Below are 25,038 nucleotides of genomic sequence, written 5' to 3'. Positions count from 1 at the left end.
CGCGAGCGCGAGAGATCAGAAGGAACGCACTCGCGCATCCCCTGTCGGGATGCAATCGCTTTTCTGAAAGCATTCCAGCCAAGAGAAAAATATTCCTCATCGGCGGGTGAGGCGGATTCAAGCTCCTGTCGCAGGCCTTGATTTACAGCTCTTTTAGCGCGCGGCGGGAAATGCCGCAAAACAGTTTTTTCTAAATTCTACCAATTTAGTAGATTAAAGCGCCCAGCCCGGATGCCCGAATGTCCAAGCTTATGGGATGCTGGCGGGAACATTACCGGTTCGAGACGCGTTCCCTAAAAAGTCCGTCGCGTCAGACCGAAACCCGGCCGCGGCATGTCACAAGACGCCGGAGCGGCCCAAAAAGGAGCCTTGTCATCATGAGCACAATCAACCTGAAGCATGGCATCTGGGTTTTAGTGGCCGACGGCGAGAAAGCGCTTTTCCTGAGGAATGCCGGCGACAACAAATATCCGAATCTCGAGGTCGTGCAGGAAATCGAACAGGACAACCCGCCCACCCGCGAGCAAGGCAGCGACAGCCCGGGCCGATACAATGATGGTCCCTCGGTGCACCGCAGCGCGGTCGAGGATACGGACTGGCACCGCATCGGCAAGGAGCGTTTCGCCGATGAGATTGCTGACCGGCTCTACAAGCTCGCGCATAGCGGCGAGTTCAAAGAGATCGTGCTTATCGCCCCACCGATGGTGCTTGGGACAATGCGCAAGAAGCTTCACAAGGAAGTCGAGGACAAAGTGACCGCCGAAATTCCCAAGACACTGACCAACCACGCCCTATTCGAGATCGAGGCCTTGCTGCGGGCAGCCTGATCGTCGTGAGCAAATCGCGACGGACCGAGGCGGAATACCATCGAGAAATTCAAATCGGGGCCGGCGGCCGTCATTGGCAAAATCGTTGGCGGCATTCGTCATCGTCGTTGCCTTCGGCTATCCCCTGGCCACCGCGCTGATGATCTCGGCAAGCCTTGCCCAGATCGGTGAACACTGCTGAGGTATTTTGCCGGGGGCTTCCCGAGTGCCTTCTTGAACATGGTGATGAAGGCCGTGACGGATTCATAACCAAGATCGCCCGAGACTTGCTGCACGCTGGCGCCGGAGGCCAGCTCTCGTATTGCTACGATCAAGTGCAATTGCTGGCGCCAGCGCCCGAAGCTCAGCCCCGTCTCCTTGACCACGAGACGCGCGAGACTGCTCTCGCTCAGCGCAACGCGGTTGGCCCATTCTGACAGGGTGCTGCGGTCGGCAGGATCTTGCGCCAACGCTTCGGCGATCCGCCTCAAGCGCGGCTCGGATGAGATCGGCAGATGCAACTGTTGTACAGGCATGCGCGGCAGCTCGGTAAGCAGGGTCCTGGTCAAAAGCTCATCCCGCGCCTGATCGTCCTGCGCACCATCGGACAGCTCGATGATCAGTTCGCGCAGCAGCGGCGAGATCGAAAGCGTGCAGCACTGGTCCGGCAGATCGGCGGCTCCAGGCTCGATGTACACGAAGAAAATTCGAGCGTTGGCCGTCACCATATTGCTGTGTTCCATGTCGCCGGGAATCCACACCCCGCAATGAGGCGGCACCATCCATAAGCCGCTGGGGACGTGGCATGTGACACCGCCTCCGAGCGCGAAGACGAGTTGGCCCTTGCGGTGCCGATGGGCGGGTACCTCCGCTCTGGTCTCGGTGACGTCAACGCGCACGGCAATGGCCGGCGCGGAAACCTCATCCACATCGAAATTGAGCCAGGGATAGCGAAGGGGCTGTCTCATGATTGACTGCTTTTAGCGATCAACTGCCTGGATATCTAAATTATTCAAAGAGGAAAATCGATAGGTTCCGCTTGTGAATGAGCACGTCTGGAGTGCGGGGAGCTTGGTGAAGGGGTTCTTCGATCCGCGGCGCCTGCGAACCAGAAGATCGAGGCGTAGCAGCTGCCTGAAGGCTATGCGCCCACCACGCGGCAGGAAGGTATGGCCCATGCTCGCCTTAGTCATCTCTCCCGAAAGTGCCACCAGACTGAGGCTCGTGGAGGTTGCCGAGCCTCAAGCTACCTCGAACGAAGCGCTCGTCTCGGTCCGCGCAACGTCGCTGAACCGCGGCGAATTGCGCCTGCTCGCCATCCGTCCGAACGGCTGGATACCGGGTCAGGACATCGTTGGGGTTGTCGAACGGACGGCAGCCGATGGCTCCGGGCCAGCCGTGGGCGCCCGGGTTGCGGCTCTGGTCGACCAGGCCGGCTGGGCCGAACGGGTCGCCGTTCCAACCGACCGCCTCGCGGTCCTGCCGGATGACGTCAGCTTCGTCTCCGCCGCCACGCTTCCGGTCGCGGGCACGACGGCGCTGCGGACATTGCGCCATGGCGGCGACCTGGCCGGCCAGCAGGTCCTGGTCACCGGTGCAAGCGGCGCGGTCGGTCGTTTCCAGATCCAGATCGCCCGCGCGCAGGGCGCCTCGGTGACCGCGATCGCCGCCGCCCGGCATGCCGAGGATATCCGCGGCCTTGGAGCCGAGCAGGTTGTCGAAGCGATCGAATTAGCCGAGGGCCCGTTTTCGCTGATCACCGAATCCGTCGGTGGCCAAAGCCTCGCACACGCGATCGAACGCGTCGCGCCTGGCGGGACCATTGTTATGTTCGGTTCAAGCAGCGGCGAACTGACACCCGTTGGATTCCGCCAGTTCGTTCCTGATCATGAAGGGGCGAGGCTTCAGACCTTTGCGTACTACACGTCAGGTCCAGGCATTGGCGAGGACATCGCCTCGCTGCTCACGCTGGTCGCGGCTGGCCGGCTCGAAACGCGCGTGGCCTTGACCGTGCCGTGGACAGACATCGCGCAAGCGCTGGACGCACTGCGACAGCGCAGCTTCAGCGGCAAGGCTGTTCTCACCATAGCCGAATGAGCAGTCCACGGCCTGAAGTCGGCCGCTCACACGTGCTGGCCGCCATTGATGTGGATTTCCGAGCCCGTCACATAGGATGCCTGCTGCGAGCACAGGAAGAAGATGATGTCGGCGACTTCCGCCGTGGTGCCAAGGCGCCGCAGCGGGATCGTCTCGACGATCTTGTCCGTGCCCGGCGACAGGATCGCGGTGTCGATCTCGCCTGGCGCGATGGCGTTGACGCGGATGCCGTGCGGGCCGAAATCATGCGCCATCTCGCGCGTCAGCGAGCCAAGTGCGGCCTTCGATGTCGCATAGGCGGTTCCGGCAAAGGGATGCACGCGGGTGCCGGCGATCGAGGTGACGTTGACGATCGAGCCCTTGGCCGCCGCCAATTCCTTGAATAGCCCGCGCGCCAGCATGATCGGCGCGAAGAAATTGACCTGGAACACGTCGCGCCAGACATGCATCGGCGTGTCGATCGAGTCCATGCGGCTGTTGCCGTTCTTGAGCTTGGGCGAAATGCCGGCATTGTTGACCAGCGCATGCAGCTGGCCGCCATGTGCCTCGAGCCGGTGGCGGATTTCCGAAACGGCAATACCGACATCCTCCTGATCGGCAAGGTCGACCTTGATGTGGTCCTCAGGCCCAGCCGGCCACGGGCAATCCTCGGCAAAGGCCTGGCGCGAGCAGGTGATGACGCGCCAGCCCTCGCGCGAAAAACGCTTGACCGTGGCGTGGCCGATTCCGCGGCTGGCGCCGGTCAGCACGATGGTCTTTCTGGTGTCGAGTTCGGTCATTTCAGGGTCTCCGGCCGGCAGATGTAGCCGAACGCCGCCGAGGTGGCGAGAGCCGAAATGTCACCATTCGCCTCATCGCCGGAACCGGGAAGCCAACTCGCCGTTGGTTCGAGAGTTGCGGGTAAGGGGCGTGGGGTTTCAGATCGATCAATCGGGATAGAGCCATGACACAGACAGCACCCCTCGACATCGCCACCGCCTTTACCAAGGCGTGGACAAGCCACGACCTTGAAAAGGCAGCATCCTTTGTCGCCGACGACGTCGTCTTTGATGGGCCGATGCAGCAATCGACCGGTAAGAAACCCTATCTCGAGGGCCTGACCAAACTTTCGCACGACGTTACCGGTGTGCGCATTATCGCCGCCTTTGGTGATGATCGCCAGGCGCTGCTCATGTATGACTTGATGACAAAGTCGTCCGGCGCGCTGTCCTGTGCCAAGCATCTCACCGTCAGAGGCGGCAAGATTCACAGCGACAAACTGACCTTTGACAGCAAGAAGCTGGGTAGCGCCAAGCCACGGGCGAATTAGCCGGCTGGTTCAGCCGCCAAGGAGATCGAGGATCGAGGTCTGCCGCTTCTTGCGCGGACCGCCGACGTCGCCTGGCGGCACCGGGTGCTTGATCGACGCGGTGGCGCCGTCGTCCTCCGGCATGGAAGGGCCATCGGCATCGACGGTCTGGGCGGGACGCACCGCGCGGACCGATGCCGGCGTCTGGGCGACCGGCGCGGCTGGCCGCGCCTGCTGGCCGACGGACGCGGACGGAACCGGCGCCGGCGGCGTGTTGCTTGCCGACGGTATCTCATCGGGCACGACGGTGTCGGCCGGCGTCGATTTCCAGGTGCCGGGCAGCGGCCGCACCGGCACGCCCTCGTGGGCTGCGACCATGAATTCGTGCCAGGCCTGCGCCGGCAGTGCGCCGCCGGTGACCTTCTTCATCGGGCTGCCGTCATCGTTGCCGAACCACACACCGGTGGTGAGGTTGGCGGTGTAGCCGACGAACCAGGCGTCGCGCGAATTCTGGCTGGTGCCGGTCTTGCCGGCGGACGGCCAGGCGAAAGCCGCTTTCCGGGCGGTGCCGATCTCGACCGTGCCGGTCATCATCGAGTTCATCATGCCGACGATGTCGGGCTTGACGACACGCGGCGCGCTGACGCCACCGCTGTCGTAGAGCACCTTGCCCTCGGCGGTCGTCACGCGGCGGATGAAATGGATGTCCGGCTTGTAGCCGCCATTGGCGAAGGGCACATAGGCCGATGTCAGTTCCAGCGGCGTCACTTCCGAAGTGCCGAGCGCGATCGAGGTGTTGGACTGCAGGTCGGACTGGATGCCCATGCGGTGCGCCGCCTCGACAACCGCGTTCGGCCCGACCTCCATGGTCAATTGGGCGGCGACCGAATTCAGCGATTTGGCCAATGCGGTGGCCAGCGTCACCTTGCCGAAATACTTGCCGTGGTAATTGTCGGGCGTCCAGTTGCCGATCTTGATCGGCGCGTCGTTGCGCACGCTGTCGGGTGTGCGGCCGGCTTCAAGGGCTGCCATATAGACGAACGGCTTGAATGCCGAGCCCGGCTGGCGGCGTGCTTCGGATGCGCGATCGAACTGGCTGGTCGAATAGTCGTAGCCGCCGACCATGGCGCGCACCGCGCCGGAATCGTCGATGGACACCAGGACGCCCTGGCTGACGTTGAGCTTCTTGCCGCTTTCGTCGATCAGCCTGCGTATAGACTGTTCGGCGAGCTTCTGCAGGTTCAGGTCGACGGTGCTGTCGACGACGATGTCGCCGCGCACGTCACCGATCAGGTCGGGCAGTTCCTCCATGATGGTGTCGGCGACGTAGTTCTCGGAGCCGGTCCAGTAGGATGGCGCGCGCGTTGCCGGCGCACTCATCGCCGAGGTCAGTTCCTTGGCGCTGATCTTGCCCTCGTCGCGCATGGCGGCAAGCACCAGTTGCGAGCGTTCCTCGGCGGCCTTGGGGTCACGTGCCGGCGACAACCGCGACGGCGCCTTCAACAGGCCGGCCAGCAATGCGGCCTCCGACAGGGTGACCTCGCGTGCGCTCTTGCCGAAATAGCGGCGCGAGGCCGCTTCGACGCCATAGGCGCCGGAACCGAAATAGACCCGGTTGAGGTACATTTCGAGGATCTGGTCCTTGGTGTGCTTGTGCTCCAGCCACAGCGCCAGCAGCACCTCCTGCACCTTGCGCTCCAGCGTGCGGTCGGGCGTCAGGAACAGGTTCTTGGCCAATTGCTGGGTCAGCGTCGAGCCGCCCTGCGAGAAATGCCCGCCAAGCACGTTGGTCACCATGGCGCGCGACAGACCGATCGGGTCGATGCCGAAATGCGAGTAGAAGCGGCGGTCCTCGATGGCGATGACCGCCTCTGGGATATAGGGCGACATTTCATGCAAGCCGACCGCCTCGCCGCCGCTCATGCCGCGATTGGCGAGCAATTGGCTATCGGCCGAGACGATCTTGATGTTGGGCGCGCGGTCGGGGATCGACCAGGTCGTCGCCGCCGGCATCTTGGCGCCGTAATAGACGACGATGCCGGCCACCGCGATGCCGCCCCAGATGGCGAACACGAAGCACCAGTAGAACAGCCGGCCGAGCGCGCCGAACAGGCCGCGCCGGCTTCCGCCGCGCTTGGCCCGCGATGATTTTCCTTTGGTCGGCTTGCGTTTGGCGGAGGCTTTGCGGTTGCTCGGCACGACGCGATCCTCCTCATTCACCGAAAGGCCCGCCGAGGATCGCGCCTGCGGCGGTCCGTCGAAACTGGGTTCGATGCGGTTGTCTCTGCGGTACGCCATGCGCTGTGCTTGATATCCCGATGCCTATGGCGTTCGGGTTGAAGAGTAGATGCGGCGATTTAAGGGCGGGTTAAGTCGTGTCCGAATGCCGGCACCTGGGGATTGGTCAGCGACGCCAGTGCGAAAAAGGCCAGCGTCTGCTCCTCACAGGTCACAGCCACGACGTTGTTGGACCGATCGATATCGAGACCTTTCGGCCCGCCCTCCTCCGGGCTGGCTCTGCCACGTAGAAAGGTTTCCTCGTCGAGGACGGCAAACGAGCGCGTTGGCGCCCGATTCCCGGTCCAGTCACCGCTGCCGGCATAGACATGTACCATCCGGCTGCCCGCGTCGGCGACGAGGATGTGCCGATCGTCAGCGGTAAAGCGCACGCCGTGCGGATAGCCGGCGTTCCGCAGGACGCCGGCCGGCTCACTGTCCGGTCCAAGCGACGCGGACATCCTGTAGATCTTCACATCCTTGGTGCCGTGGCTGCTGACGGCGATCCACTGGCCATCATGGCTGAGCGCAATGCCGTCCGGTATATCAAGACCGCGCTTCAGAAGCGGCTGATTGCTTGTGGCGCGATAGCCAAGCCAGCGGTTGACCACGTGCCGGGTGACCAGATGCGTGTAGTTGTTGCAGACCAGCAGGGTGACCCGGCCGTGCGACTCGAGCCTGACCGCAATCGAGCCCGGCGAATTCAGTTTGGAAGACCGCCGGCCTTTGACCCGGCGAATGGCCGCAATCTCACGACTTTGGCCAGCCGGTTCTTCACGCGGCAGAGCAAACAGCGCAACCAGCCCATCGCGATTGGCGATCGCCAGGGTGCGGTTATCGACGAAATCGAGGCCATGGATTTCGCCCATGCTGTCGGACGTCAACTCCATGAAATTGTGAAGTGTAACGCCTTGCCCGTCAGCTCCCGTCTCGACGTCGATGCGCAGGATCAGGCAGCGCCTGCGCGCATATCCCGCGATTGCCAGAAGCCGGTTGTCCGGCGAAAAGCGCAGATCCTCGGTCCGCCCAATCGCCGAAAGGGCCGCCCGCACCGCTTCACTGGCCTTGTAAGCGATCCTGGATATCATCGGAAATGCCTGAATCGCGGACCGAAATCCACGTTTTCAATTCTGTTGGATCGAAATACCCTTGTCGTCGATCTTGAGCTCGACGCCCTTCGGCTTGGTCTGCTCGCGGTAGACATAAATGCCGAGCGCGATAACCACGACGACGAGCGCGCCAATGACGAGATAGAGCGTATTCTGTTTCATGGCGCGCTCTTTGCGTTGTCGAGCCTCAAGCTCGTTTCAGGACCTTGACCAGCACCAGCAGGATGATGGCGCCGATGGTGGCGTGTATGATGGAAGCGAGAATGCCGCCGCCGATGGAGAAGCCGAGCCGCGGCAACAGCCAACCGGCGATAAACGCGCCGACGATGCCGACAATGATGTTGCCGATCAGGCCGAAGCCGAAGCCGGAAACGATGAGACCGGCAAGCCAGCCGGCGATGGCACCGATGATGATGAAGACGAGCAGGCTTTCGACACCCATAGAGATTTCCTCCGAGCAAGAGGACGACGGCGGAACGGAAGGCTCCGAATCGCCTCGATTAACGGCTTCAGGCTATTCGAAAGCAGCCGGCCTCGCCAGCGGCCCGCTCACCAGAACAATTCTAGGAAAAGTGTGAAGCGGTTTCCCGGGAAAGGCGCGCAGCGCTTTCCCTGGAGGATTGCGTCAAACAAGGAGTTAGAGCAGCTCGCCGTTTCCGTGAAACGGTGAACTGCTCTAATCGTCGTCGTCGCTGGCAGTGGGCCGCCAGCTGGTCGGTTCGACCTTCTTTTGTGTGTCACTGTCTGTATAGACCCACCAGCCACCGTCGCGATATTGCGCGATGGATTGGTTGATGACGCCGTCGCTGTCCTTCCAGCTGACGGAGACCTTGGAGCCGTCGGTCGGCGCGGTCGCTATCGGCTTCCTGTCCGTCATGTCATCCCCTTTGAACCGACGAAGCTGAGCCGACAGAACGCAGCGGCCCGCATCCGGTTCCAAACCCGGCCATTGGAAGAAAACCGCCGCGACGACGGTCAGCTATGGGCGAAGATATCCTCTTCGTCCCAGCCCATCAGATCGAGTTTGGCACGCGTCGGCAGGAAGCGAAAGCAGGCATCGGCCTCCTTTGTCCGCCCATCTCGTGCCAGCCGCCCGGCCAACACATCGCGCAAGCGGTGCAGATAGAGCACGTCGGAAGCCGCATATTCGAGCTGTTCGGGCGACAGGGTTTCGACCGCCCAGTCCGACGATTGCTGCGCCTTGGACAGGCCGACACCGAGAAGCTCGAAGCATATGTCCTTCAGCCCGTGCCGGTCAGTGTAGGTGCGGGTCAGCCGCGAGGCGATCTTGGTGCAAAACACCGGCTCCGGCATCACGCCGAACGCATTGTAGAGCACCGCAAGGTCGAAGCGTCCGTAATGGAACAGCTTGGTCACGCCGCGGTTTCTCAACAGGCTGACGAGGTTCGGCGCTTTTTTTTGCCCCGGCGCGATCTGGATGACATCGGCCGTACCGTCGCCAGGCGAGATCTGCACCACGCACAGCCGGTCACGATGCGGGTTCAGCCCTAGCGTCTCGGTGTCGATGGCGACTGCCCCGACATTGTAATGCGAAAGATCGGGCAGATCATGCTTGTGGAAACGGATGTCGGCCATTGTCTTCTCCGGTCGCGCGTCCCTTGACCCGCAAGGGACGCTGTAGCGCTTTTGTCTTGTGGCCCGTCCTCGCCGCGATCCGCTGAAAAATCAACAGGAAAACTAGGGTCCCGCTGCTCAGCGCGTCAACGCGTCGAGAATCCGCGCCCACGAGCGCTGGCCCTTGTGGAAGGAGCTGAGCTCGTATTTCTCGTTGGGCGAGTGGATGCGGTCGTCGTCGAGGCCGAACCCGACCAAAAGCGATTCCATGCCGAGATAGGTCTGGAAATCGCCGACCACAGGGATCGACCCGCCGCTGCCCGTCGTCACCGCCGGCTTCGGCCATTCGTCGGACAGCGCATTCTTGGCCTTGGCCAGGAATGGCGAATCATAGGAAAGCTGGATTGCCGGCGAGCCGCCATGCGGGTGGAATTCGACCGAACAGTCGGCCGGGATGCGCTCCTTGACGAATTTCTGGAACGCGTCGCGGATTTTCTTCGGGTCCTGTTTATGGACGAGGCGAAACGACACCTTTGCCGAGGCTTCCGCCGCGATCACCGTCTTGAAGCCCTTGCCGGTGTAGCCGCCGATAATGCCGTTGAACTCGGCCGTCGGCCGCGCCCAGGTCAATTCCAGCACCGAGCGGCCCTTTTCCCCCGACGGGATCGACAGGCCGACAGGACCGAGGAAAGTCTCGGCCGTCTCGCCAAGCGTTTCCCATGATTTCAGGATTTGCGACGGCGTTTCCTCGACGCCGTCATAGAAGCCGGGAATGGCAATATGGCCATCCTTGTCATGGATATCGGCCAGCACCTTGGCCAATATGCGGATCGGATTGGCGGCAGCACCTCCATAGAGGCCGGAATGCAGGTCGCGATCGGCGGCCTTTACCGTGATCTCCTCACCGACTAGGCCGCGCAATCCGACGCAGATCGACGGTGTGTCGCGGTCCCACATGCCGGTATCGCAGACCAGCGCGAAATCGGCCTTGAGCTCGTCGGCATTGGCCTCGAGGAACGGCTTCAGCGACGGCGAGCCGGATTCCTCCTCGCCTTCGAACAGGATGGTGATGCGGCAGGGCAAATTGCCGTGCACCTGCTTCCAGGCGCGGCAAGCCTCGACAAAGGTCATCAACTGGCCCTTGTCGTCGGCCGAACCACGGCCGGTGATCACCTTGTGATCCGGGCCGACCTCCTTGACCGCGGGGGCGAAAGGGTCGCTTTCCCACAATTCGATCGGGTCTACCGGCTGCACGTCGTAGTGGCCGTAAAACAGTACATGCGGCGAACCGGCCGGACCGTCGTGATGCGCAACCACCATCGGGTGTCCGGGCGTGTCGCGAACGCTGGCATCGAAGCCGATCAGTTTGAGCTCCGCCATCAGCCATTCCGCCGCCTCGCGGCAGTCGGCGGCATAGGCCGGATCGGTGGAGATCGACCTGATCCTGAGCAGGCCGAACAGGCGTTCGAGGCTCTGGTCGAGATTCTTGTCGAGACGGTCGAGAACGGGGGAAACTGCGGACATGTGTGAAGCCTTTCGATTCAGAACCGGAACCGTAAAGGCAGGACAGGAAAACGAAAAGCCCGCGATCATTGGACCACGGGCTGCAGACGTCCGTCCGAGATAAAAAAGACCGCCGTGGTGGAGGGGGAACCGCGGCGGCCTTCTACTCGAAACGATGCGGCAGCCCGGAGAGGGGGGATAGGCTGCCGCAGGTGTCCGGGATAGGCGGGGGACGGGCCTTGCTCCGGACTCGGCGAAAATTGCCGATAGCATGTATTTGTGTCTTTGAACGTGGCGATTCAAGGGCACGAAGATTACACTTTTGTAACATGACCGTGAGCGGGTCGGTGCCGGTCTGTCAGGGTGTTGCCGGAACCGATATTTGAGGCCGCCTTTGGCATGGACCAAGCCGCCGAGCCGCGCTATCCCTGCCGACATGAAAAAAGGCGATCATCTCTTCCTTGTCGACGGCTCCGGCTATATCTTTCGTGCCTATCACGCGCTGCCGCCGCTGACCCGCAAATCCGATGGCCTGCCAGTCGGCGCCGTTTCCGGTTTCTGCAACATGCTGTGGAAGCTGGTGCTCGACGCACGCAACACCGATGTAGGCATTGTGCCGACGCATTTCGCCGTCATTTTCGACTATTCGTCGAAAACCTTTCGCAACGACCTCTACCCGGAATACAAGGCCAACCGCTCGGCGCCTCCAGAAGACCTGATCCCACAATTCGGCTTGATCCGCCAGGCAACCAGGGCGTTCAACCTGCCTTGCATAGAAGTCGAAGGCTATGAGGCCGACGATCTGATCGCCACCTATGCCAGGCTCGCCTGCGAGGCCGGCGGCGACACCACCATCATCTCCTCCGACAAGGACCTGATGCAGCTGGTCGGCGACACGGTCGGCATGTACGACCCGATGAAGGACCGCCAGATCGGCATTCCCGAGGTGATCGAGAAATGGGGCGTGCCGCCAGAGAAAATGGTCGACTTGCAGGCGCTGACCGGTGACTCGGTCGACAATGTGCCTGGGGTGCCCGGCATCGGGCCGAAGACGGCGGCACAACTGCTCGAGCAGTTCGGCGACCTCGACACGCTGCTGGCCCGCGCCGGCGAGATCAGGCAGGACAAGAGGCGCGAATCGATCATCGCCAACGCCGACAAGGCGCGCGTTTCGCGTCAGTTGGTGACGCTGATGAACGACGTGCCGGTGGCCGAGGGGCTGGATGACTTCGTGCTGCACCCGCCGGACGGCCCAAAACTGATCGGCTTCCTCAAGACCATGGAATTCACCTCGCTCACCCGCCGCGTGGCGGAAGCGACCGGCACCGAGGCAGGTGATGTCCAGGCCGTCGCGGTGACGGTCGAACGCGCCGATCATGCCCATGGCCCGGATGTCGGGGCCGGAGTGCCAGCTGTTGCCCGAGCCGAGTCCGGCGCCGAGCCTGGCCAGGCCAGCGGAGCGGCAACGACGGAAACGTCAAAACAAGGCGACACCCCTTCCCTGCTCGCCGCGCTGAGGCTGGAGAGTGCGGCCACCCGCAAGATCGATACATCTGCCTATCACTGCGTCCGCGATATCGCGACCTTGAAAGCCTGGGTCGCCGAGGCAACCGGGACCGGCCTTGCCGCTTTCGACGTCAGGGCGACGTCGGCCGATCCGATGCAAGCCGAGTTGATCGGCATATCCATCGCCACGGCGCCCGGCCGCGCCGCCTACATTCCTTTTACCCACAAAAGCGGCAACGGTGACCTGCTCGGCGGCGGCGTGGTTGAAAACCAGATTCCTCTGCGCGAGGCGCTGGCCTTGCTGAAACCGCTGCTGGAAGACAAGTCGGTTCTCAAGATCGCGCAGAACCTGAAATACGATCTCGTCGTCATGAGCCGTTACGGCATCGATGTCGCGCCCTTTGACGACACCATGCTGATCTCCTATGTGCTCGACGCCGGTACCCCCCATGGTCACGGCCTAGACTCGCTTGCCGAGAAATGGCTGGGTCATACCCCTCTCTCGCTCAAGGACGTGACCGGCTCCGGCAAAAGCTCCGTCGGTTTCGATCAGGTCGACATCGACAAGGCGACCGCACATGCCGCCGAAGACGCCGATATGACGCTGCGGCTCTGGTTGGTGCTGAAACCGCGCCTTGCCGCCAAGGGTCTGGTGTCGGTCTATGAGCGGCTGGAACGGCCGCTGGTGCCGGTGCTGGCGCGCATGGAACAGCGCGGCATCTCTGTCGATCGGCAGATCCTGTCGCGGCTGTCGGGCGAACTGGCGCAGGGCGCCGCCCGGCTGGAGGAAGAAATCTATCAGCTCATCGGCGAACGCATCAACATCGGCTCGCCAAAGCAGCTCGGCGACATCCTGTTCGGGCGCATGGGTCTGCCCGGCGGGTCCAAGACCAAGACCGGCCAGTGGTCGACCTCGGCGCAGCTTCTCGAAGACCTTGCCGCCGAGGGGCATGAACTGCCGCGCAAGATCGTCGACTGGCGACAGCTGACCAAGCTGAAATCGACCTATACCGATGCGCTGCCCGGCTTCATCCACCCCGAAACCAAGCGCGTCCACACCTCCTACGCGCTGGCCGCGACAACGACGGGGCGCCTGTCATCATCCGACCCGAACCTGCAGAACATCCCGGTGCGCACCGCCGAAGGCCGCAAGATCAGGACCGCCTTCATCACCGACAAAAGCCATCGGCTGGTCTCGGCCGACTACAGCCAGATCGAGCTGCGGGTGCTCGCCCATGTCGCTGAGATCCCACAGCTCAAGCAGGCCTTCGCTGATGGCGCCGATATCCACGCCATCACGGCGTCGGAAATGTTCAACGTGCCTGTCGAGGGCATGCCTTCGGAAGTCCGCCGCCGCGCCAAGGCGATCAATTTCGGCATCATCTACGGCATTTCGGCCTTCGGCCTCGCCAACCAGCTGTCGATCCCGCGCGAGGAGGCAAGCAACTACATCAAGAAATATTTCGAGCGCTTCCCCGGCATCCGCGACTACATCGAAGAGACCAAGGCCTATGCCCGCGAGCACGGCTTTGTCGAAACGATCTTCGGCCGCCGCATCCACTATCCGGACATCCGATCCTCGAACCCGTCGCTGCGCGCCTTCAACGAGCGCGCCTCGATCAACGCCCGGCTGCAAGGCACCGCAGCCGACATCATCCGCCGTGCCATGATCCGCATGGAGGAGGCGCTGGAAAAAGCTGGTCTTTCAGCACGTATGCTGCTGCAGGTGCATGACGAATTGATCTTCGAGACCGTCGAGGCCGAAGTCGAGGCGACGATCCCGGTCGTGCGCCACGTCATGGAGAACGCGGCGATGCCGGCGGTATCGATGTCGGTGCCGCTGCATGTCGACGCCCGCGCCGCCAACAACTGGGACGAGGCGCATTGACGCTCCGCCACTTCGTCATCCTAGGGTCTCCGTTCCGCTTCGCGTTTAATCCGCCCTAGGATGACGAAGATAAGGTCTTAGGCCGCTTCCGCCAGGCACTTGGCACACGTCCCGCGAAATTCGATCACCGCCTTCTTGGCGGCGAAGCCTGTCGAGCGCACCCATTCGTCCAGCCGGTGGTCGACATCATGGTCGGACATCTCGGTCACTTGCCCGCAAGTGTCGCAGATGGCGAAGGCGGTCATCGAGTGACTGTGATCGTGTGGTTCGACGCAAGCGACGAAGGAGTTGATGCTTTCGAGCCGATGCACGAAACCGGACTTCACCAGCGTGTCGAGCGCCCGATAGACCTGCAGTGGCGCGCGGAAACCACGCTCGCGCAACTGGTCAAGCAAGGTGTAGGCGCTGAGCGGGCCGCTGGCGGCCTCAAGCTTCTCAAGCACGCACAGCTGGTTCTTCGTCAGCACATCCCTTGCCGCCATGGTCCTTGATCCAACTCGCCTTGCGTCGCTTGCGCATCATTTCCACGCACAAGCGATCCCTGTCCCCTCCAGATAGCGACGAACCAGCATTTTTGCTACTGTTTCCACCATCTCTGCCGGGAAGGCTATCGAGAACATCGGCCGGAGCGGGTAACAGGCAGATTGCTCTCCGGTGCAACATTCAAAATACTGACAAAATCTTCGGCAAGAGTTGCCGCGCTTGGAAATTCGATCGGGCTTGGGGAAGCAATCATGATCAAATTGACGCGGCGGACGCTGCTGGTCGGCACGTCCGCGCTGACGATGGCCGGCATGGTGTCGTTCCGGACCATGGCCGCATCGCGCACCTACCATGCGCTGCTGGTCGCCTGCACCGAATATCCTGCTCTGCCGCGGAGGAACTGGCTGATCGGTCCGAAGAACGATGCCGGCCTCGTCCACGAATATCTCCTTAAGAACGTGCCCGACCCGGTGCGGTTCGCGCCCGAGAATGTCACGCTGCTCGCCAAGGATGTCCCCGGCGCCAGTGGCTTGCCGACCCATGCGGCGATCAAGGCCGCACTGGCCAACCTCGCCGCCAAGGTGCAGCGCGACGATTTCGTCTACCTGCACCTGTCCGGGCATGGCGCCCAGCAGCCGCAGATGGTCAAGGGCGACGAGACCGACGGGCTCGACGAGATCTTCCTGCCCGTCGACATCGACAAATGGATCAACCGTGATGCCGGCGTGCCGAACGCGCTGATCGACAACGAAATCGGCGCGGCACTCGACGCTATCCGCGACAAGGGCGCCTTCGTCTGGGTGGTGTTCGACTGCTGCCATTCCGGCACAGCGACACGCGCCGTCGAGGTCGACGACGAGCTGGAGCGCAAGGTCGAGTTCGCCGACCTGGTCGGCGGCAGCGAGGCCGAGCGGGCCGCTGCCATCAAGGCCTATGAGGAGGTGACATCGGCCCCGGGCTCGCGCGGCATCGACAACAACGGCGCGCGCAAGCCCGCCTTCAGCCTGACCCCGACCGGCGGCGAACCGATCGCCAAGGGCAAGCTGGTCGCGTTCTATGCCGCACAGACGGTGGAGACGACGCCGGAAATGCCGCTGCCGAAGGGCACGACGGATGCGCCCCGGTTCGGCCTGTTCACCTTCACCATCCTGTCGAAGCTGGCCGAGAATCCCAACGTCACCTACCGCCAGCTTGGTCAGGCCGTGCTGCAGCAATATTCGGCCGACAGCCGCACCCGGCCGACGCCGCTGTTCGAGGGCGAACTGGATGCCCGTGTGTTCGGCACCGACAAGACAGACGCGGTCATGCAGTGGCCCGTCGTCATCAAGGACGGCGAAGCGACGATCGGAGCCGGTCTGCTGCATCGCCTCACTCCCGGCAGCAAGCTCGCCATCCTGCCTTCGGCGCTATCGCCGCTTTCCGACGCGGTCGGCTTTTTGGAAGTGCGGTCGGCAAAAAACCTGGAAAGCCGCGTCAAGCCGGTCGAGTTCGACAAGAAGCCGGCGCTCAAGGTCGCCGACATTCCGGCCAACGCCTATGCGCGGGTGGCGGAGATCGCTGTCGACTACAAGCTCGTCGTGGCGCGGCCCGCCGCGGCCAAGGGATTTGAGAAGGAGACCGCTCTGGTCAATTCGGTTCTCGACGAACTGGCGACGGCCAAGGAGACCGGCTTCAACATCGAGCTGGTCGAGCCCGGCAAAAGCGCCGAACTCCGCTTCGCGGTGATGCGCGAGAATGCCATTGCCGGCGCGGCCGAGGATGCGACCGACAAGCCGGCGCTATGGTTGCTGCCGGCATCGGGCGATGTGACCCTGAAGGACGGGAGCAAGCCGCTGCTGATCATCATCCACATGGATGACCGCCAGAAGCTGGTCGACGCGACGACCAGGAACCTGCGCACCATCTTCCGCGCCACCGGGCTTTCGCGGCTGGCGGCGGCCTCCGACTACAAGCCCGCGGACGTCGATGTCCAATTCCAGGTCAAACGCCGTGACAAGGACGGCCTCGAACCCTTGCAGGCGTCAGTGGTGCCGCGCGTCTCACCGGGCGACGAAGTGCATGTGCTGGCCAAGAACAGCTCGGGCCTTCTGGTCGACATCAACGTGCTCTATGTCGGCAGCGACTATTCGATCACCCACATCGTTGCCGAGCGCCTCGCCCCTCAGGCCACGCTAGAGGAGGGACTGCTGGCCTTCACCGACACCAGCTTCGGCATGGAACGGATGATTGCGGTTCTGACCGAGGCGCCGCCGGAAAGCGAGAAGCAGGACCTGAGTTTCCTGGCGCAGGACGGCGTCGCCTCTGCGACACGCGGGATGGGCTCCGCCAGCTTCTCCGACATGCTGACCGATCTCGGCATGGCGCCTGCAACCCGCTCGGTGATGCGGTTTGGCGACAAGGGTGGGCCAAAGGGCGCGGTGATGATCTTCCCGATGGAGACGGTGCCACGCGCCTGAGCGGATACCGGCGCCAAAGCCTCACGCCTCTGTTGCGCCGCTCTTGCGCGATCGGCGCGATATGAGAACATTCCCGGCCCGCGGCCTTGGCGCATGACGGCCGGATGAAACGGATAGGATCGATTGTGAAGAACTCTGTGTTTTCCTGGCGTGGAACGGTCGCCGGCCTTGCCGGCGGCCTGTTGCTGATCGCCAATGCCTCAGCGGACGAGGCCTGCGGCCTGTGCGTCAAGCAGATCGTCACCAATTCGGAGCTGGCGACCTGTTTTCTCGATCAGTACGACCAGATCGCCAAAAGCGCCAGCGGTGCCATTGTCGTCGATCTCAGCAACTGCGCCTCGCGCGGTATCGTCGAAGCTTTGCCGTCACCGAACAAGGGAGCGGTGGAGCCCGACTTGCAGTTCATGATTTCGCGCCTGCAACTGGAATGCCTGAAAAAGAAGCTGGAGGCGCCAGGCATCGTGCTGGATCCCTCCGCCACCATCGAACTGGACAGCTGCGGATGAAGAAACCGGCGGGCAACACCAGGCAAACAGCAGCGCCCGCAAAGGCGCCGCCCGCGAAACCGCCTCTGCCGGAAACCACGGAAGGTTTCCCGTGGCCGAGCAGCCATGAGATCAAGAAGGAGAGCAACCCCTTCACCGACCGCGACTGGCGCATGCTGGCCTATGCCTGGTCGGGCATGGCGGTGCGTCTCGCCATCATCTTCACCTTGATGTTCTCGGTCTATCAGTTCCTGGCCAACCAGGAGCAGAAGCGCGTCGAGCAGACCATGTCGCTGGTCGAACTTTGGGAAAACAAGGACTACCAGCAGGCGCAGCGCGCCCTGAAAGATCGTCTAACGGCCCTCAACGCCAAATATGACAACCTGCTCAGCGCCAACCCCTCGCCTACCGAGGAGCAGGTGTTCCGGCAGCGGATCGGCATCGAGGCCATGACCGCCGCCGGGGGCGACATGCCGCTCGCCGATTTCAACGAAAATTTCGACCGCATCGTCTATTTCCTCAATCGCCTGTCCTTCTGCGTCGATGGCGACCTGTGTTCGCGCAAAGTCACGGATGCCTATTTCCACGACTACGCCGTGTCCTTCTGGAGTTATTTTGCCGGCTACATAGACAAGCAGCGCAAGGCGGGTTCACCCGCTTTCGCCTCGGCGATCGAGACCTATGTGCGCAATGCGCCGCCTGCGGCCGAAGCCAAATAGCAATGGGAAAATCCAGTCTCCGCATCATGCGCGCCTGCCGCTGGCTGGCTCTGGGCGGAGCATTGATCGGGACTTCGGTTGCCCGTGCCGAGGACGCACTGGATTTCCACCTCGACCTGGACACTGGCGGCCATAGTGCACAGGTCACCGATCTCGCCTTCACACCCGATGGCGAAGACATCGTCTCGGCATCGAACGACAAGACCATCCGCATCTGGGACTGGCAGAGCGGGGCGACGCTGCGCACCATCCGCGGCTATCTCGGCAATGGCAGCGACGGCAAGATCTTCGCGGTCTCGATCTCGCCCGACGGCAAGACGATCGCCGCCGGCGGCTATTTCGGCGCCAGTCTTGGCGACAAGCCGCCCTATGGCGACATCAGGCTGTTCGACTTTGCCACCGGCAAGATCAGGGCTGTGCTCAAGGCCGCCGATTACGCGACCTACGATCTCGCCTTTTCTCCCGATGGCAAGACACTGGCTGCCGGTGGCGCCGACGGCGTCGTCTATCTCTGGCGGCTGGACGACAAATCCGCGATCGGCTGGACACTAGACAAGAAGCTCGACGCCGATTCCTGGCACATCGACAAGCTCGCCTTCGCCGCCGCGGGAACCCGGCTGGCGGCGACCACCACCGACAACGGTATCCGGCTGTGGGACGTCGTGAAGGGGGAGGAGATCGCCTTGCCTGACGAAGCCGAGCCGCTGCGGGACATCAGTGTCATCGCACTGGCCGTGTCGCAGGACGGCAGCCTGTTTGCCACCGGCAGCAAGGACGGGCAGGTGCAGCTCTGGCGCGCGGCCGACGGCACACTGGCACGCGCCATGCCGACGCAGGATTTCCTCATCGGCTCGCTGACCTTCGCCAGGGATGCGCGGCTCATCGCCTCCTGCGGCTACCGCTGCGCCGACAGGCACCGCTCCATCGTCTGGAACACCGACACCGGCGAAAAGACGCTCGACTACACCGGCCATGACGGCACGGTCCATGCCAGCACTGCCAGTGCCGGTGGCGCGCTGGTGGCGACCGCCGGCGGCACGCGCAACGCCATCGAGGTCTGGGACCCCGCGACCGGCGAACGCAAGGCGCTGCTGCAGGGCGCGGGCGAACCCGTGACCGCCGTCGGTATCGACGCGGCGAACGAGGTCATCGCCTGGGGCAACGCCAATCCTTGCCCCGAGCGCGTCTCCTGCCCTGAAGAACAAGGCGCGTTGGATAACAGATTGGAGCTGCCCACCGCCGGGCGTTTCTTCGAGGGCCCGCAACCGCTGATCGAGCCAAGCTCGTTCGCCCGCGCGGCGCTGGCCGACGGCCAGTGGTCGTTGCGCGCCGCGCCTGGAGGCAAGGACGCACTGGAAAATGCCGTGCTGGAGATCGCCAATGGCGGCAAAATGGTAGGCGGCATCGAGAACGACGCCACCAACGGTTTTGTCCATTCAGCCTACACACTGATCGACAAGGGCCTTGGCCTGATCACCGGCGGCAATGACGGTACGCTGATCGAATACAGAACCGCGACCGCGAAAGTGTCGGGCGAATTCACCGGTCATGCCGGAGAGATCAACGCCATGGTCGCCTCGGAGAAGGCCGGCCTGCTGGTCACCGGCAGTGCCGACCAGACGCTGAGACTGTGGAACCTGAAGACGCACGAGCTGATCGTGTCGATGTTCTTTGCCGGCTCGCAATGGATCGTCTGGATGCCGCAGGGTTACTATTATTCCTCAGACGAGGGCGACAAGCTGATCGGCTGGCAGGTCAACCAGGGCCGCGACCATGAAGGTCGTTTTATCCGCGCCGGCCAGTTGAAGAAATATCTCTGGAGCCCGGAAATGGTTCGCCGGGCAATCATCCTGCGCAGCGCCAAACAGGCGGTCGGGGAGATGCGGCCCGGCGTCGACAACGAGTTGCAGAAGCTTTTGCAGCGCAAGCCGCCGGAGTTCGGCATCCGCGTCGCCGAAGACCAGAGCAAGGTCCGCGACGGTTATGTCGCCGTCGAGATATCAGGCGCCAAGGAAGCCGGAACGGATGTCGCCGGCTTTTCGATCCTGTCGAACAGCCGCAATGTCGGCGATGTCACGGCCCGCTCGGTGGACGGCGACAGCACCATCGTCGAGATACCGGTCGAGAATGGCGAGAACACCATCCGCGTCACCGGCACCAACGAATATGGCTATCTGACCGAGCGCAGCGTGACGGCGCTGGCGCGAAAGACCGAGAAGGCTGGGGCCAAGGGCAAGCTCTATGTCGCGGTCATTGGCGTCGACAAATATCCGTTCCTGCCCGACGCCTGTTCGGGCCGCGCCTGCGACCTTCGCTACCCCGTCGATGACGCCACCGAGTTCCTCAAGGTGATCTCGCAGAAATCGGCACCGCTGTTCTCGTCGATGGAGACGCTGGTGCTGGTCAACCGCGAAGCGCTCGACGAGAGCCCCGACAAGGCCAAGCAAACCTACGCCGTCGCCGGTGCCGACACCATCTTGGAGCCCGACTCCGACACGATCGACGACCAGCTCGCCGATTTCCTCGACCAGCCAGGCGAGCGCGACACCACCATCATTTTCGTCGCGGGCCACGGCATCAACATCGACGAGGACTATTATTTCATCCCGACCGACGGCCGCAAACAGGATGCCGAACGCTGGAAACGCTCTTCGCTTGTCGACTGGTCGGACATCCAGAAATCGGTCGAGCGCGCCAAGGGCATGCGCTTCATGCTGCTCGACACCTGCCATGCCGCCAACGCCTTCAATCCGCGCCTGGAAAAAGACGCGCAAGACGCGCGCATCGTCGTGTTCTCGGCCACCGCCGCCAACAACACCGCAGCCGAACTGCCGGAACTCGGCCACGGCGTCTTCACCTATTCGATCCTCGAAGGCCTGCGCGGCAAAGCCAGGACGTCGGACGGCGGCGTGACACTGTTCGGCCTTGCCGACTATATTTCGCGCGAAGTGGTGCGGCTGACGTCGTCGAAGCAGAAGCCGTTCTACTATGTCGGCGGCGTGGAAAACATCGTGCTCGCCGAGCCATGAGGAAGCGAGGTTCGCGCCCAGGCACCCCCCTCTGTCCTGCCGGACATCTCCCCCGCAAGGGGGGAGATCGGCTGTCATGGCTGCTTACGCTCATCTGCAGGGCTGCAAGAAAACTCGCGAGGCAGAAGCTGCCAATCTCCCCCCTTGCGGGGGAGATGTCCGGTAGGACAGAGGGGGGTGCCTGGGCGCAGACCAGCATCCTGCTGATCTTCGCCATCACTCTCCTGCCCCTCCCCACCTTCGCCGCCCCCATAGTCTGCCCGCCCGGCACCGACAACTTCCCGCCCTTCTACGACGACGCCACTTTGTTCAAGGATGCCATCGCCAACGTTGCCGATGTCCCACCATCCAACCAGCGGCTGACCGGCATCACCGTGCCACATCATCTGCTGGCGGCCGACCTGGTGGCGCTGGGGTTCCGGGCGGCGTCCGGTTTCCGCTACAAACGGATCATCATCCTGTCGCCGGACCATTTTCACAAGACGCACAAGCTCTACGCCACCACGCTGCGCGGCTTCGACACCGTGCTTGGCCCGATCGCGGCCGACACCGATGCCGTACGCCGTCTCGAGACGAACGGCGATATGGTCGAGGAGTCGTGCCTGTTCGACAAGGAGCATGGCGTGCGCGCCATGCTGCCGTTCCTGCATCACTATTTCCCGGAGGCGAGAATCGTGCCCGTGGCAATGTCGGTGAAGGCACGCCGCGGCGACTGGGACCGGCTGGCCGAGGCGCTGAAGCCGATCGTCGACCAGGACACGCTGATCGTCGAATCCACCGACTTCTCGCACTATCTGCCGCAGCACGACGCGCTACGATTCGACCAGCAGTCGCTGAACATGCTGGCCGCCGGGTCGCTCGACGGCATAGCAGCACTTCACCAGCCCGATCATGCCGATTCCGTCGGCGCGCTCTATATTCAGACGAGGCTGCAGCGCGAGCTGTTCGGCGCCCAACCGCTGGTCGTCGCCAACGAAAACTCGCAGGAACACACGTCGGACTATGTCGAGCGGACCACCAGCTATGTCGTTGCGCTGTTCGGCGCCTTCGGCCCCGGCTTCAACAACCCGGCACGGCCAAAGGACAGGATCTATTACCTCGCCGGCGACGTGAATTTCGGCCGCGCCATGAAGAAGATCCTTGTTCGTGACGGCGTTGCCGACCGGATCGTCGGCAGCGTTCTGGCCCTGACCGGATCGCGGCCGCTGATCGTCAACCTCGAAGGCGTCATCCTGCCTAACGTGCCGGAAGCGATCGACGACATGACGCTGGCGATGCCGGAGGATCTAGGGGTCGACATGCTGAAGAGGCTGCATGTCACCGGCGTCGGCCTCGCCAACAATCACGCCTATGATCTCGGCCCGTCAGGCTACGCCGAGACGCTGCGCGCCCTGGATGAAGCCGGCATCCCGCATTTCGGCCAGGGCGAGACGCTGGCGCTTGCCGATCTCGACCTTGTCGGCCTGACCGACATCGACACCAACGGTTCGAAGAACACCGACCTGCTCATCCCTGCCCTGCTCGACCGGCTGCTGCACGAGGATGCCGAGCGGCCAGTGGTCGCCTTCGTCCACTGGGGCCGCGAATACAAGACAGCACCATCGGCGCGGGAAGACATGCTTGCCGACCAGATGCGCCTGCGCGGTGTCTCGGCCATCGTCGGCGGTCACCCACATGTATCGAGTGAGGCGATCGTCCCGCTTGCCGGCGGCGATGTGGCGGAGGTCTATTCGCTCGGCAATTTCCTGTTCGATCAGAGCGCCGAGCGCTCGTCCGGTTCTTTGCTGGAACTGCGCGTCTTCGCCCAGGGCACGATCTTCACCCGGCTCATCCCGCTGCCCAACTATTTCGAGATGGGCCGCAAATAGCTAACCGCAGCCGACCATGTCGCGCGGCAGATAGCATGCCGCCGGCTCGGTCTTGGTCTCGAACAGCGACTGTTTCGGCCGGAAATAGAAGAAGGTTACCGGCTTGCTCTCGCGCACGCTGCCGTCGGCGAAGTGCGCGGCGATGCTGAAACTATGGATCGACGACATCGACGACCACATCTTCAGCCGCGCCGTGTAGGCGCTGATCTTCTTGTTGCCGCGCACCGGCATGGCAATGGTGTAGTCATGCTTGCCGATCGGGAACTCGATGTTCTGGTAGCGCATCGCTTCCGGCGTGCCGCCGCCGCCATCGCCGCATTCGGCCATCGCTTCCGGCGTCTCCAGGACCGCCATGGTGATGGAGGTGCGGAACGGCTCGCTCTGCTGGTAGAGATGACCCTCGTCATCGGACCAGGAATAGTCGAACTTGCCGATCGCATTCAGCGTCATCGCCTGTTGCATGGTGCCGAGATAATCGGCGACCTCGCCGAACTTGATCTTGTTGGTCAGCTGGCTGCGGCAAACATTGAGACTGTCCACCGAGGGACAGGGAAAGCGCCCCGTCTCCAGGCTGGCCGTATCGACGCCGGCTTCCGAGAGCACGCTCTTGACCGATACGTCGACGCCCTCGCCGAAACTGCCGACGTCCTTTGTAAACATGCGGCTGGGATCACCGGTCGGATTGCCTTCATCATCGACCGCGGTGAACTGGATCGACATCTTCATGTCCTTGGCGTCGCCCCAGCCATTGTTGACGATCGAGAAATCAGGCCTGAAGCCGACGCAGCCGAAATGCTCCGATATCGACAGCATCGGCTTGCGATAGGCATCGCTGGCGGCGACCTTCATCTCCAGGCTGTCGAGCTTGACCTTGGACTGGTCCGACGTCTTCAGATCGACTTCGGCAAAGGCCGGCGCGTCCTCCCAGTCCATGCCTTCGTAGACATTGCCGGTGGCGACCTGGCCGGTGCCGTTCCAGCTGTCATTGTACTGATCTGACTGCGGATAGATCGCGATGTCTTCGTCGCGCACCAGATGCTGATACTGCATGTCGGACTGCTGGGTCATGCGCTGGTCGACCGCGACGCCGATCTCGACCTTGTCTGCGTCACCACCGCCGGTCTGTGCCTTGATGAGCCCACCGACCCTGGCATCGGCCAGCACGTCGGGGCGCGAGCCGCCGACCTCCTCGCCCATCGCCCATTGCGACGTGTAGACCGTGCCGCCGGCCAGCCGCATTCGGCCCCTGCCGTTCTTCAACCCGTCGACGAATGAGCCGGCAAAAATCTCCCCGGTCTTTGATAGCAGCCGCCCCTCGCCATTCGGCACGCCGGCGACGAACCGACCCTCGTAGCGGTTGCCGTCCGCATCGACATGGATGCCCTTTCCGCTGAGTTCTCCGGCAAGCCAATGCCCGTCGAAAACCTCGCCCGAACGCAGCTCAAGCCGGCCTTGCCCGTCGGGGCGGCCTTCCCTGATGTCACCGAAATAGCTGGAATAGATGGTTTTGGGATCATAGCTGGCCGAGCCACGCACCCGCCACACCAGCCTGCCCCTGCCGTTGATGGTGCCGTCTTCGGCGATCGTCCGGTCGGGCGACTGGCTCGCCGCCGGCTCCCACACGAAGTCGAGGTTCTTTTCCGGATGAAAATCCCATACCCGGACCGTCCTGCGCAGCACGGAGCGGGTGTCCGCCCGATAGAGGATCTGCACCCGTTCCACCCAGGCGCCATCGGCAGGTGCGGCGGCCGGATCGGCGAAGGCCGGCGAAAGCATCAGCACGGCCAGCATCGATGCGGCCGCGATCTCCAACACTGCCCTTACCCGCGCCATTCCAAAACCCCTTTTGGATGCCAACCCCTTGGCCGTTCAAGCGTAGTCGGCGAGCCGGCCTCGTGCAAGAGAACCGCGACGGAAGTGCCCGCCAAGAAAAAGGCTGCGGGATTGCT

The 25,038-nt window shown here is 63.0% G+C and carries 20 protein-coding genes; 9 read left to right on the top strand and 11 right to left on the bottom strand.

Annotation, left to right across the window (positions count from 1 at the left end; translation table 11 throughout):
* Positions 1-377: 377 nt before the first annotated feature.
* Positions 378-827: a baeRF12 domain-containing protein gene (locus NKH02_RS19260; protein ID WP_352880780.1), complete on the top strand. Its 450-nt coding sequence runs from the start codon at positions 378-380 to the stop codon at positions 825-827.
* 98 nt (positions 828-925) lie between these two features.
* Here NKH02_RS19260 and NKH02_RS19255 read toward each other — a convergent pair whose 3' ends face one another.
* Positions 926-1,774: an AraC family transcriptional regulator gene (locus tag NKH02_RS19255; RefSeq protein ID WP_352880743.1), complete on the bottom strand. Its 849-nt coding sequence runs from the start codon at positions 1,772-1,774 to the stop codon at positions 926-928.
* Between the two features lie 208 nt (positions 1,775-1,982).
* On the opposite strand from NKH02_RS19255, the gene NKH02_RS19250 reads away from it, so the two are divergent.
* Positions 1,983-2,903: a zinc-binding dehydrogenase gene (locus NKH02_RS19250; protein WP_352880742.1), complete on the top strand. Its 921-nt coding sequence runs from the start codon at positions 1,983-1,985 to the stop codon at positions 2,901-2,903.
* A 26-nt stretch (positions 2,904-2,929) separates the two neighbouring features.
* Here NKH02_RS19250 and NKH02_RS19245 read toward each other — a convergent pair whose 3' ends face one another.
* On the bottom strand, positions 2,930-3,682 hold the full coding sequence (locus NKH02_RS19245) for an SDR family NAD(P)-dependent oxidoreductase (protein ID WP_352869962.1): 753 nt from the start codon (positions 3,680-3,682) through the stop codon (positions 2,930-2,932).
* A 164-nt stretch (positions 3,683-3,846) separates the two neighbouring features.
* Here NKH02_RS19245 and NKH02_RS19240 point away from each other — a divergent pair, with 164 nt between their 5' ends.
* A complete protein-coding gene (locus NKH02_RS19240) occupies positions 3,847-4,212 on the top strand; it encodes a nuclear transport factor 2 family protein (RefSeq protein WP_352880740.1) in 366 nt (121 codons plus the stop codon).
* Between the two features lie 9 nt (positions 4,213-4,221).
* Here NKH02_RS19240 and NKH02_RS19235 read toward each other — a convergent pair whose 3' ends face one another.
* From NKH02_RS19235 to NKH02_RS19205, 7 genes are all read right to left on the bottom strand, one after another.
* On the bottom strand, positions 4,222-6,489 hold the full coding sequence (locus tag NKH02_RS19235) for a transglycosylase domain-containing protein (RefSeq protein WP_352880738.1): 2,268 nt from the start codon (positions 6,487-6,489) through the stop codon (positions 4,222-4,224).
* 59 nt (positions 6,490-6,548) lie between these two features.
* Positions 6,549-7,337, bottom strand: coding sequence for a YncE family protein (locus NKH02_RS19230; RefSeq protein WP_352880737.1), 789 nt, complete (start codon positions 7,335-7,337; stop codon positions 6,549-6,551).
* A gap of 255 nt (positions 7,338-7,592) precedes the next feature.
* Complete coding sequence (locus tag NKH02_RS19225; RefSeq protein WP_013529552.1) at positions 7,593-7,739, bottom strand: hypothetical protein; 147 nt, start codon at positions 7,737-7,739, stop codon at positions 7,593-7,595.
* A gap of 25 nt (positions 7,740-7,764) precedes the next feature.
* Positions 7,765-8,019 (bottom strand): GlsB/YeaQ/YmgE family stress response membrane protein, encoded by a 255-nt coding sequence (locus tag NKH02_RS19220; RefSeq protein ID WP_352880735.1) that lies wholly within the window; start codon positions 8,017-8,019, stop codon positions 7,765-7,767.
* Between the two features lie 234 nt (positions 8,020-8,253).
* Complete coding sequence (locus NKH02_RS19215; RefSeq protein ID WP_352880733.1) at positions 8,254-8,454, bottom strand: hypothetical protein; 201 nt, start codon at positions 8,452-8,454, stop codon at positions 8,254-8,256.
* A gap of 98 nt (positions 8,455-8,552) precedes the next feature.
* On the bottom strand, positions 8,553-9,173 hold the full coding sequence (locus NKH02_RS19210; protein WP_352869974.1) for a ribonuclease D: 621 nt from the start codon (positions 9,171-9,173) through the stop codon (positions 8,553-8,555).
* A gap of 117 nt (positions 9,174-9,290) precedes the next feature.
* Positions 9,291-10,676 carry a M20/M25/M40 family metallo-hydrolase gene (locus NKH02_RS19205; protein ID WP_352880732.1) on the bottom strand — a complete coding sequence of 462 codons (1,386 nt, stop codon included), beginning with the start codon at positions 10,674-10,676 and terminating at the stop codon, positions 9,291-9,293.
* Between the two features lie 415 nt (positions 10,677-11,091).
* Here NKH02_RS19205 and polA point away from each other — a divergent pair, with 415 nt between their 5' ends.
* On the top strand, positions 11,092-14,049 hold the full coding sequence (gene polA, locus NKH02_RS19200; protein ID WP_352880779.1) for a DNA polymerase I: 2,958 nt from the start codon (positions 11,092-11,094) through the stop codon (positions 14,047-14,049).
* Positions 14,050-14,126: 77 nt separating this feature from the next.
* On the opposite strand, the gene NKH02_RS19195 is transcribed toward polA, so the two are convergent.
* A complete protein-coding gene (locus tag NKH02_RS19195; RefSeq protein WP_352869978.1) occupies positions 14,127-14,531 on the bottom strand; it encodes a transcriptional repressor in 405 nt (134 codons plus the stop codon).
* A gap of 252 nt (positions 14,532-14,783) precedes the next feature.
* On the opposite strand from NKH02_RS19195, the gene NKH02_RS19190 reads away from it, so the two are divergent.
* The 5 genes from NKH02_RS19190 (at position 14,784) to amrB (ending at position 23,089) form a co-directional block, all read left to right on the top strand.
* Entirely contained in the window at positions 14,784-16,988 is a 2,205-nt protein-coding gene (locus NKH02_RS19190) for a caspase family protein (RefSeq protein ID WP_352880731.1), read from the top strand.
* Positions 16,989-17,170: 182 nt separating this feature from the next.
* Positions 17,171-17,494, top strand: a complete 324-nt coding sequence (locus NKH02_RS19185) for a hypothetical protein (protein WP_352880729.1) — start codon at positions 17,171-17,173, stop codon at positions 17,492-17,494.
* Entirely contained in the window at positions 17,491-18,192 is a 702-nt protein-coding gene (locus NKH02_RS19180; RefSeq protein WP_352880727.1) for a DUF4760 domain-containing protein, read from the top strand. Before NKH02_RS19185 ends, NKH02_RS19180 begins: the two co-directional genes overlap by 4 nt.
* 2 nt (positions 18,193-18,194) lie before the next feature.
* Entirely contained in the window at positions 18,195-21,221 is a 3,027-nt protein-coding gene (locus NKH02_RS19175; protein ID WP_352880725.1) for a hypothetical protein, read from the top strand.
* A gap of 155 nt (positions 21,222-21,376) precedes the next feature.
* A complete protein-coding gene (gene amrB, locus NKH02_RS19170) occupies positions 21,377-23,089 on the top strand; it encodes an AmmeMemoRadiSam system protein B (protein ID WP_352880723.1) in 1,713 nt (570 codons plus the stop codon).
* On the opposite strand, the gene NKH02_RS19165 is transcribed toward amrB, so the two are convergent.
* Positions 23,090-24,922: an MORN repeat-containing protein gene (locus NKH02_RS19165; protein WP_352880721.1), complete on the bottom strand. Its 1,833-nt coding sequence runs from the start codon at positions 24,920-24,922 to the stop codon at positions 23,090-23,092.
* Positions 24,923-25,038: the final 116 nt, after the last annotated feature.

The organism is Mesorhizobium sp. M1396 (assembly GCF_040317725.1).
Taxonomy (GTDB): domain Bacteria; phylum Pseudomonadota; class Alphaproteobacteria; order Rhizobiales; family Rhizobiaceae; genus Mesorhizobium.
Note: the sequence above shows the minus strand (reverse complement) of the source record. Positions and strands in the feature narration are given on the sequence as shown.